The organism is Ignatzschineria indica (genome assembly GCF_003121925.1).
Classification (GTDB): Bacteria; Pseudomonadota; Gammaproteobacteria; order Cardiobacteriales; family Wohlfahrtiimonadaceae; genus Ignatzschineria; species Ignatzschineria indica.
On the sequence record NZ_QEWR01000005.1, the window covers coordinates 45699 to 57198 of the forward strand.

The following is an 11500-nucleotide window of genomic DNA, read 5'->3' on the forward strand; positions in this document are numbered from 1 at the left end:
ATCAACCTTGTAGGAACAGAAAGATTAAATGACTCAGATAAAGCGAGACAAAGTAGATCGTAATATCGACGAGATTTGGATGCCAAATTCCACTAGAGTAGAGCTTTTTTCGATAAAATCCGCGCGCAATAAGCCAGATAAAAAAGCCCAAAACTAATACTTTTAAGATGCCGGGCAAAAATATTAATGACCCAAATACCAACTCTTTCATCTTCTCTCCCGATATAGATATGGTTTACTCAGTGACTATTTTTAGCTCAAGTAACTGATGTTGCATTATATCATTATCGAAGGGATGGGAGAGGGAGGAAGTTGTGTTTGTTATCTATATCCTTATTGTTAAATATATACTTTGATAGATATTTAAAAGCAAGTAATACTACTAATTAAGGCGTGATATATATTAAAATTGTAATTTAGGTGTTTTTTTAATAAAAAATGTAAGAAATTTATAGGAAATTGGGAATGGATCAAAAATTAAATGTGGCTCTTAATTCTTTATTAGAAAAGTCGATAAAAAATAGAGATTATAGAGAGGCCTTTGAAGTAGGGAGTTATTTGCTACAGCAAAAAGTTTTGGTAGAGAAAAACTTAAAGTGGTTGATGACGGCAGCTATGCATACAGGAAATCGTAAAACTCTTCTAGATCTTTTTTTGGATAAAGAAAAAAATGAAGGACTTATTTCTTTAGAGAAAGGCCTTGTGGCTAGCCTTTTCTATCAGTTAAAAGATGAGGAGAAATGTGCTGAATATGCACTTCAATATTCGAGAGAGAACGTGATTTCGAAGAGTAGAGAGGGTAAGTTAAAAGTTCTTGTTTTGCAAACATTTGCTTCAGGATCCTTTAATTTTAACGCACAGCGTCAATCTTTCCATATGCCAGATGGACATAATAATCTTATGTCTGTGCTCGATAAGGATATTCAGAAAATTATTTTACGTGTTGATGATGTCGATGTTGCTCTAAATGAATTAAAAAGACAAAAAATTTCTGTTGATGTTATTTATAATTCGATTACCGATCCCGAGAGATGTAACGTTGCGCTCTGTAAGGCTACTGCGATATGTGTTGCATTTCCAAATGTTCCAGTGATTAACCATCCTAATGATATTTTGGCGACTTCAAGAGATAATAACTATCAGCGTTTTAATGGTATTCCTCACATCCTTTATCCTAAAAATATAAGATTGGAAAACGTTAATAAAAATTGTCATGATCTTATTAGAGATGCGGTTGAAAAGCATCAATTAAAATTCCCACTTATTGTTCGCTTATCTGGCTACCAAGGTGGTAAGAATATGCATCTAATAGAATCAATAGATCAGCATGATTTTTCTGATTTTGAAACTATTGTTTCTCAAATACCAAAAGATATTTATCTTATTGAATATATAGATGTTTCTTTTAAGGATGATAGGCTACCAGATGTAAGCTTATTTCCTAAATATAGAGCTTTTTTTGTTGCTGGAAAATTGTATCCAATTCATCTTTTCATTGCGGGTAATGATTTTAATGTACATTTAGATAATTCAGAAACTTTGATAAAAGAGAATCCTTGGTTAATTGAGTTAGAAAAACAGTTTTGTGACTCTCCTGAGGCTGTAGTCGGAGAGTTTAATTGGAGTGTAATAGAAACACTCTTGCAAAAAAGTGGATTAGATTATGTAGGTGTCGATTTTGCACTTAGTCAGGACTTTGATAGACCAGAAGTGGTTATTTTTGAAATTAATGCAGCTATGAGAAATTGGATGAAATCTGATAGGGCTTTAAAGCACGTGAGAGTTGCGTGGGAAAAAGTAACGAGAAAAATGCATATTTTTATGTGTGATCAGGCAAAAATACCCACATGGAGCTTTGTCTTATCTTAAAGTATGATTTGGTTTATTTCTACTCTTTAGCAATCTAAAGGGAGTTTCAAGAAAATCTTGTTTCGTTTCAATCACTGAGTACTACTTAATAATTAAGTGGTACTTGGAATGCAAGGTTTAAATATTTTTCAAATATTTAATTTTATTTGAGATGCCTAGTGCACAAAAATATTAAGGCTCCTCAAATAATAATTCATCTATCTTTTCTCTCAACATGGGATGCTTATTAAACTGATGATGTTTTATATAACATTATATATTCTAATATAATTAAAGGGGATATATGTGGTTTATCGATTAAATGTAAAAAATTCATTATTATTGAGTGATATATGCAGATATCTCTCAATAAACATCTCTATATATTGTTGGTGTAGGGGGTAGTTGTTAATTAATATGAAGGGGAATTACTGACACCTAGTATTACTAATATAATGATTTTAAGACAGAGTGTTGTTAAATAATAATATTCACTTTAAATATATCTGCATTTTTTTGTTATTTATTGTGCTTTTTTTGATCATTATATATGGGCTCTATCGTAACGTATAGTTTATAAAAAATGTAAAAAGTATTCTATAGGCGCATAATTGCTTACTTTATGGTGGAATTTATTTGTTAAATTTTGTTTTCTTGCCCACATTGGGGATCAAAAAATTTTTCAATTGTTGACAATAAATATTGTTATTTTAAAATAAAAGACTATATAAGTACTTTAATTATTGTTTTGTTAAGAGTAAAGATTTGAGTCGTTAAAGCAATCGTGATTGTTTTGAACGTAAATTGAAACTAATGGTGAATATAAGAATCTCCTTATTATAAGGACGTTTTAGCATACTGATAAGATCTCCGATGAATCTGATTGAGCCTCCTATCTGTTTTTAGAGAGTGAGTTACGCATACTGTTTCCTATCAGTTTGATAACTTTTTAATCTTTGATCTTCTTTATTTATAAACGCCAATTAAAACTTAATTAAATAAAATTAATCTTTAACTAGAAACTACATAGTGGAATTTATGAAAATGATATTGATCGAGCGGGTAGATGGTGCTAAACCATTAAATGTTTCTTTAGATGACCAAACATTATTAACACCTCATCTTATTAAGATAGAAGGGAGTCCGCAAGATATTACTAAAGTTGAGCGTGATAGTAATAACTTGATATTGACATTTGTATCGGGAAAAAAGGTCGTTTTCTATGGATTCTATAATGAGAATAAAGAGGGAGTCCACAGTGAGTTAGTCTTTGAAGACGAAGATTCTCAATTGTTTTGGCTTAATGGAGATGGATTTGTAGAAGTTGCGGTAGATCCTGCTTTAGTGTCAGAAGTTGTAGGGGGAGCAGCCTCAGGCGCAGAGATGCCTAAATGGATGTTGCCTTTATTGGGTATCGGTATTTTGGGTGGAATGCTTGCAATGTCTTCGTCGAGTTCTAGCGGAGGACGTTTTTCTGGTCAGGGTGATGTTAATAAGCCCGATACTCCAACAGATTTAGAGATCAATAATAAAGATGGTTCCACCGCTGTAACTGGTAAGGGTGAGCCGGGAGCTGAAGTCATTATCCGTGATAAAGAGGGCAATGAAGTTGGTAAAGGTAACGTCGATGAAGATGGGACCTTTGAAGTGGAAGTTGAGAAGGGTCTAAAAGATGGCGAAGAGTATGATGTTGTCGCTAAAGACCCCGCAGGCAATGAATCTGAAGCCGGAAAAGTTGTAGGTGATACCACAGCTCCTGATGCGCCAACGGACCTTGAAATCAATAATAATAAAGATGGTTCCACCACTGTAACTGGTAAGGGTGAGCCGGGAGCTGAAATCATCATCACTGATAAAGGTGGTGAAATAGTTGGCCGTGGTGAAGTTGATGGAGAAGGTAACTTTGAAATCGAAGTTGAAGGTGGTCTAAAAGATGGTGAAGAGTATGAGGTTGTTGCGGAAGATAAAGCCGGTAACCAATCTAAGCCAGAGACGATCGTGGGTGATAAAACAGCACCTAACAAACCTGAAGATCTTGAAATCAACAATAACGAAGATGGTTCAACAACTGTTAAAGGTAAAGGCGAACCTGGAGCTGAAATCATCATCACTGATGAAGGTGGTGAGGAAGTCGGCCGTGGTGAAGTTGATGAAGATGGCAACTTCGAAGTTGAAGTTGAGAATGGTCTAAAAGATGGCGAAGAGTATGATGTCGTCGCTAAAGATCCTGCGGGTAATGAATCTGATTCAACGACTATTATCATAGAACCGAGCGATCCTGAGAGTCCAATTGATCCTACCGATCCTGAGAATCCGGTTGATCCTACCGACACTGAGAATCCGGTAGATCCTACTGATCCTGAGAATCCGGTAGATCCTACTGATCCTGAGAATCCGGTTGATCCTACCGATCCTGAAAGTCCGGTAGATCCTACCGATCCTGAAAGTCCGGTTAATCCTACTGATCCTGAGAGTCCGATAGATCCTACTGATCCAGAGAATCCGGTTGATCCTACTGATCCTGAGAATCCGGTTGATCCTACTGATCCTGCGAATCCGGTAGATCCTACCGATCCTGAAAGTCCGGTTGATCCTACTGATCCTGAGAATCCGGTTGATCCTACCAATCCTGAAAGACCGGTAGATCCTACTGATCCTGAGAATCCAGGGGATAGCGACTCAGATTCAGACAGCGATTCAGACTCAGACAGTGACTCTGATTCAGACAGCGACTCTGATTCAGACAGTGATTCTGATTCGGATAGCGATTCAGACTCGGATAGTGACTCTGACTCAGACAGCGACTCAGATTCGGATAGTGACTCTGACTCAGACAGCGACTCAGATTCCGATAGTGACTCTGACTCAGACAGCGACTCAGATTCCGATAGTGATTCAGATTCGGACAGTGACTCTGACTCGGATAGTGACTCAGATTCCGACAGTGACTCAGATTCCGACAGTGATTCTGACTCGGATAGTGACTCAGATTCCGACAGTGACTCTGACTCCGACAGTGATTCAGACTCAGACAGTGATTCAGACTCAGACAGTGATTCAGACTCAGACAGTGACTCTGACTCGGATAGTGATTCAGATTCCGACAGTGATTCAGATTCCGACAGTGATTCAGATTCCGACAGTGATTCAGATTCAGACAGTGATTCAGATTCAGACAGCGACTCTGATTCCGACAGTGACTCTGACTCCGACAGTGATTCAGATTCGGACGGCGACTCTGACTCCGACAGTGATTCAGACTCAGACAGCGACTCTGATTCCGACAGTGACCCAGATTCCGATAGCGACTCAGACAGTGACTCTGATTCCGATAGCGCCTCTGATTCGGACGGCGACTCTGATTCAGACAGCGATTCAGACTCCGACAGCGATTCTGATTCCGACAGCGACTCTGACTCCGACAGTGATTCAGACTCAGACAGTGACTCAGACTCCGACAGTGACTCGGATTCGGACAGTGACTCTGATTCCGATAGCGCCTCTGATTCGGACGGCGACTCTGACTCCGACAGTGATTCAGACTCAGACAGTGACTCAGACTCCGACAGTGACTCTGACTCCGACAGTGACTCAGACAGTGACTCTGACTCCGACAGTGACTCTGATTCCGACAGTGATTCAGATTCCGACAGCGACTCTGACTCCGACAGTGATTCAGACTCAGACAGCGACTCTGATTCCGACAGTGACTCAGATTCCGATAGCGACTCAGACAGTGACTCTGATTCCGATAGCGCCTCTGATTCGGACGGCGACTCTGATTCAGACAGCGATTCAGACTCCGACAGCGATTCTGATTCCGACAGCGACTCTGACTCCGACAGTGATTCAGACTCAGACAGTGACTCAGACTCCGACAGTGACTCGGATTCGGACAGTGACTCTGACTCGGATAGTGACTCAGACAGCGACTCAGATTCCGATAGTGATTCAGATTCCGACAGTGACTCTGATTCAGACAGCGACTCAGACTCGGATAGTGACTCTGACTCAGACAGCGACTCAGACTCGGATAGTGATTCTGATTCAGACAGTGACTCAGATTCCGACAGTGATTCAGATTCCGACAGTGACTCTGACTCGGATAGTGACTCAGATTCCGACAGTGATTCAGATTCCGACAGTGATTCAGATTCCGACAGTGATTCAGATTCCGACAGTGATTCAGATTCCGACAGCGACTCAGATTCAGACAGCGACTCAGATTCAGACAGCGACTCTGATTCGGATAGCGACTCTGATTCGGATAGCGATTCAGACTCGGATAGTGACTCTGACTCAGACAGCGACTCTGATTCCGACAGTGATTCTGATTCGGATAGCGATTCAGACTCGGATAGTGACTCTGACTCAGACAGCGACTCTGATTCCGACAGTGACTCTGATTCGGACAGCGACTCTGACTCAGACAGTGACTCTGACTCTGATTCCGACAGCGATTCAGACTCCGATAGTGATTCAGATTCCGACAGCGATTCAGATCTTGATGAGCCAACAGAGATTGAAGTTTCTGAAGATGGCACTAAAGTGACTGGTAAAGGTGAGCCTGAGTCAGAAGTGATCATCACTGATCAAGATGGCAAGGTGATTGGTAAAGGTGAAGTCGATAAAGATGGTAACTTTGAAGTTGAGCTCGATAAGCCGACTGACGGTAATGATATAACCATAGGTCTAGAGGATGGCGCTGGTAATAAATCACCTGAAGTGACTAAATCAACACCAGATAAAGTTGCACCTGATGCGCCGACTAGTTTATCTGTTGGATCAGATGGGAAGTCAGTTTCGGGTAAAGGTGAGCCTGGTGCAAAAGTTGTTATTAAAGATAACAAAGGCCAAGAGATCGCAACAGGAACTGTCAATAGTGATGGTAGTTTTAAGGTTAATCTTAAGAATCCTACGAATGGCAGTGATATTAAAGTTGGACTAATTGATGATTCAGGAAACAAATCACCTGAAGTGACTAAATCAACACCAGATAAAGTTGCACCTGATGCGCCGACTAATTTATCTGTTGGATCAGATGGGAAGTCAGTTTCGGGTAAAGGTGAGCCTGGTGCAAAAGTTGTTATTAAAGATAACAAAGGCCAAGAGATCGCAACAGGAACTGTCAATAGTGATGGTAGTTTTAAGGTTAATCTTAAGAACCCTACGAATGGCAGTGATATTAAAGTTGGGCTAGTTGATGGTTCAGGAAATAAATCACCTGAAGTGACTAAATCAACACCAGATAAAGTTGCACCTGATGCACCGACGAATCTATCTGTTGGATCAGATGGGAAGTCAGTCTCGGGTAAAGGCGAGCCTGGTGCAAAAGTTGTTATTAAGAACAACAAAGGCCAAGAGATCGCAACAGGAACTGTCAATAGTGATGGTAGTTTTAAGGTTAATCTTAAGAACCCTACGAATGGCAGTGATATTAAAGTTGGGCTAGTTGATGGTTCAGGAAACAAATCACCTGAAGTGACTAAATCAACACCGGATAAAGTTGCACCTGATGCGCCGACCAATCTATCTGTTGGATCAGATGGGAAGTCAGTTTCGGGTAATGGTGAGTCGAATGCTAAGGTAATTATTAAAAATAGTGGTGGTACCGTTATAGCTACGGGCGTGGTTAACAGTAATGGTAACTTTAAGGTCAATCTAAAGAATCCTACTAATGGGAGGAATATTAAAGTAGGTTTAGAGGATGCAGCTGGAAATAAGTCTCCTGAAATATTGAAAGGAACTCCTGATAAGGTTGCCCCTAATGCACCAACAGATTTGGTTGTCTCAAATGATGCGAAACTGGTGAGTGGCAAGGGTGAACCAGGAGCTACAGTTCAAATAAGAAACAGTGAAGGTATAGCTATTGGGAAAGGGATTGTAGGTGCTAATGGCCTATTTAAAATTCCTATCACAATAGGGAAATCTCAAAGCTTAAGTGTAACATTAAAAGATAAGGCTAATAATCAGTCTAGACCTGGAAGTGTTTTTGCTAAAGTGCCTGCTCCGGAATATGAGATTGTTTATCAATATGAGAAAAAACCACAGCAAACAGTCGGAATGAATATACAAACGGGTCCAGCACTTAGGGATACGGCAAGAGCTAATTTTACTATAGCCCAAAAATCATCAGTTAGTAATATTGTTGTTTCTATGGCTACAAATGGAGCAAGAGGTACAGCTCAGCTCTATAATGCAGGTAAGTTATTAGCATCGAAGCCTATTACGCGAGATTCGGCGATCGTTTTTACTGGACCATTTAAAGCTTCTGGTACCTATCAAGTTGTTATTCAAGCTACGGGTACAATTAGATCCGCTAATGTTAGATATGTGGAAACAGTCGCTGTGCCGAAAAAAGTCCTTAAGCCACGTATGGCTAGAGCATTATTTGAAGAGGATGAGTTAAATCCTGACTTAGAAAGTAATCGTATTACCACTAGTAAGATAGAAGGTCTTTCTTTAGATGATCAGGTTATTACTACTAATATATTAGATGATACTGAGGGTCATGCAGTTGTTGACTCTGACATAGAAGATAATTTTACTTTAGATGAAGAAGTAGATTATATCGATACGGATCTCTCTAATAATCCTATTGATTTAACTGAAGAACATGTTGATTTAGAGGATCTTCTAGACTTAGCTGAAACTGAGTTGAAAGAAGAGTTAGTAAATTCTGATGACTTATATGATCTTGAAAACTTAGAAGATCTAATTATTGAAGAAGATGCAGAGCTAGTTCAATTAGATGAGTTGGAGCTTGAAGAGTCTGAATCTTCAGTAGACGAAGAAATATTGGATGAAACTAATGCTTTAGTTGATTCTAGTGATTTTGACGTTCAACCGGTAGTTGATCCATTGAATGATTTGCTCGATCCTAATTAAATAATTATTTAATAGAGACATTAGTGAAATATCAAAGTGCTGGCGAAACCTATTTGTCAGCCTTTTTTGATTTTAAATAGAGGTTTAAGTAGCGATGAATAAAATTTATCGAGTTATTTGGAGTTATGCTAAAAATGCATATGTAGTAGTTTCTGAGTTAGCTTCAAAAAAAAGGCAATCAAAAAGCACCAATAGAACAGTAGTTATAAAACGATCTATGGTAGGAATTATTATTCTATTATTGGTCGCTAATCCAGGTTATCCAAAAATACAGACTGCGGCTGAGAATACTATCAAAGTCTCGGATAGTGGTAAAGAGAATGGCGTTACTGCTGATGAAGCAAAAGCAACTAATAATGGATCAATAGCGATTGGCGGTGGAGCAGATGCTAATGGCATTAATGAGGAAACTTATCGAGCTACAATAGCTATTGGCTGGTATGCGAAAGCTTTACTTGGTGGTGTATCTATGGGGGCAAGAGCTGATGCGGGAGATGAATCTGTTGCATTGGGATTTTGGACGAAGGCAGAGTTAGAAAAAAGTGTTGCCCTTGGTGCTAGGGCAGAGGCTAAAGCCGGGTCCTCGATAGTAGTAGGGCATAAAGCTATTGTAAATAACATAGGGGGTATTGCTATTGGTGAGTCGAGTATAGTTTCAGGGGATAATTCTATTTCTATAGGGCGGTTAGCAGAATCAAGTGGTGAAAAAAGCCTATCTATAGGTGCTAATGCTAAAGCGAAAGATATAGGGGCTATCGCTATTGGTAGAAATGCAGAAGCCAGTTCTAATAGTTCTATATCTATAGGTAATGAAACTAAATCGGGAAGATTAGGTGTAAGTATTGGTTTTAATTCAGAATCAGCTGAAAATTCAGTTGCGTTAGGCCCAAATGCTAAAGCTACTAGTGTTAATAGTACTGCTATTGGTATAAGTTCAGTAGCAACATCAGCTGGAGCTACAGCGTTAGGGAAAAGTGCTAGCGCGCAGGGAGAAAATAGTGTAGCTATTGGACACTCGTCTATTGCTAATGAAGCAAATACAGTCTCTTTTGGTAAGAGTGATTCAGAAAGAAGGCTTGTTAATATTTTAAAAGGGAGAAATGATACAGATGCCGTTAACGTATCACAGCTGAAGGGTGTGACACAAGCCTTGGGTGGTGGTGCTGAAGTAAAAGAAGATGGCTCTATCAAAGCGCCTAGCTATGAAGTGGGTGGTCAAAAGGCTGATAACGTAGGTGAGGCATTAACCAATATCGACAATAACCTAAAAGGTGTTGTTGAGGGTGGTCTTAAATTTGCAGGAGATGATGCTGATGTTAAAGGTGGCGTCAAGTTAGGGGAAGTTGTTAACCTTAAAGGGGGCGCAGAAGGCAAGTTAACGGATAAGAATATCGGTGTTGTTGCTGATGTTGATGATGCGGGAGTGCTTAAATCTCTCGATGTTAAACTTGCTGAAAAGATCGATCTTGGTGAGACAGGTTCAGTGACGACTGGTCAGACTGTTGTGAATAACGATGGCGTGAAAGTCGGCGATAAGGTTGTGCTGAATGATCAAGGTTTAACTTTAGGTAATGGCGCTCCAAGTATTATGAAAAATGGTATCAATGCGGGTAACAAGAAAATTACCGGCGTTGCTAACGGTGCGGACGATAATGACGCTGTTAACATGGCGCAATTAAAAGAGCGAGATGAAAAGATCACCAATATCAATACTGGTAAAGCAGGTCTTGTGAAGCTTGAGGGCGATAAGATCGTCATTAATAACGAGCTTGCGAAAGATGCTCCTACTTTTGATTTCTCAAATGGTGGTGTCGCTCGTACTTTAGCAGGTGTTACCGCAGGTAAAGTGGATACGGATGCTGTAAACGTGTCACAGCTGAAGGGTGTGACACAAGCCTTGGGTGGTGGTGCTGAAGTAAAAGAAGATGGCTCTATCAAAGCGCCTAGTTATGAAGTGGGTGGTCAAAAGGCTGATAACGTAGGTGAGGCATTAACCAATATCGACAATAACCTAAAAGGTGTTGTTGAGGGTGGTCTTAAATTTGCAGGAGATGATGCTGATGTTAAAGGTGGCGTCAAGTTAGGGGAAGTTGTTAACCTTAAAGGGGGTGCAGAAGGCAAGTTAACGGATAAGAATATCGGTGTTGTTGCTGATGTTGATGATACGGGAGTGCTTAAATCTCTCGATGTTAAACTTGCTGAAAAGATCGATCTTGGTGAGACAGGTTCAGTGACGACTGGTCAGACTGTTGTGAATAACGATGGCGTGAAAGTCGGCGATAAGGTTGTGCTGAATGATCAAGGTTTAACTTTAGGTAATGGCGCTCCAAGTATTACGAAAAATGGTATCAATGCGGGTAACAAGAAAATTACCGGCGTTGCTAACGGTGCGGACGATAATGACGCTGTTAACATGGCGCAATTAAAAGAGCGAGATGAAAAGATCACCAATATCAATACTGGTAAAGCAGGTCTTGTGAAGCTTGAGGGCGATAAGATCGTCATTAATAACGAGCTTGCGAAAGATGCTCCTACTTTTGATTTTTCAAATGGTGAAGGAACACGTACTTTAGCAGGTGTTACCGCAGGTAAGGTGGATACGGATGCTGTAAACGTGTCACAGCTGAAAGGAGTGACGGATGCCTTAGGTGGTGGCGCTGAAGTAAATGCAGATGGCTCTATCAAAGCGCCTAGTTATGAAGTGGGTGGTCAAAAGGCTGATAACGTAGGTGAGGCATTAACCAATATCGACAATAACCTAAAA

Annotated in this window: 4 protein-coding genes; 3 read left to right on the forward strand and 1 reads right to left on the reverse strand. The window is 40.0% G+C overall.

What is annotated here, in order from left to right; translation table 11 throughout:
- Position 1: 1 nt before the first annotated feature.
- The gene (locus tag DC082_RS09230) at positions 2 to 211 is read right to left on the reverse strand and encodes a DUF1656 domain-containing protein (RefSeq protein ID WP_094568539.1); all 210 of its coding nucleotides are present in this window, start codon (positions 209 to 211) and stop codon (positions 2 to 4) included.
- 254 nt (positions 212 to 465) lie between these two features.
- Here DC082_RS09230 and DC082_RS09235 point away from each other — a divergent pair, with 254 nt between their 5' ends.
- The 3 genes from DC082_RS09235 to DC082_RS09245 form a co-directional block, all read left to right on the forward strand.
- Positions 466 to 1869, forward strand: a complete 1404-nt coding sequence (locus DC082_RS09235; protein WP_109236731.1) for an ATP-grasp domain-containing protein — start codon at positions 466 to 468, stop codon at positions 1867 to 1869.
- 1017 nt (positions 1870 to 2886) lie between these two features.
- Entirely contained in the window at positions 2887 to 8736 is a 5850-nt protein-coding gene (locus tag DC082_RS10855) for an Ig-like domain-containing protein (protein WP_157957453.1), read from the forward strand.
- Positions 8737 to 8830: 94 nt separating this feature from the next.
- Positions 8831 to 11500, forward strand: a 2670-nt coding sequence (locus tag DC082_RS09245; protein WP_275665827.1) for an ESPR-type extended signal peptide-containing protein, incomplete at its 3' end; no start/stop codon positions are given.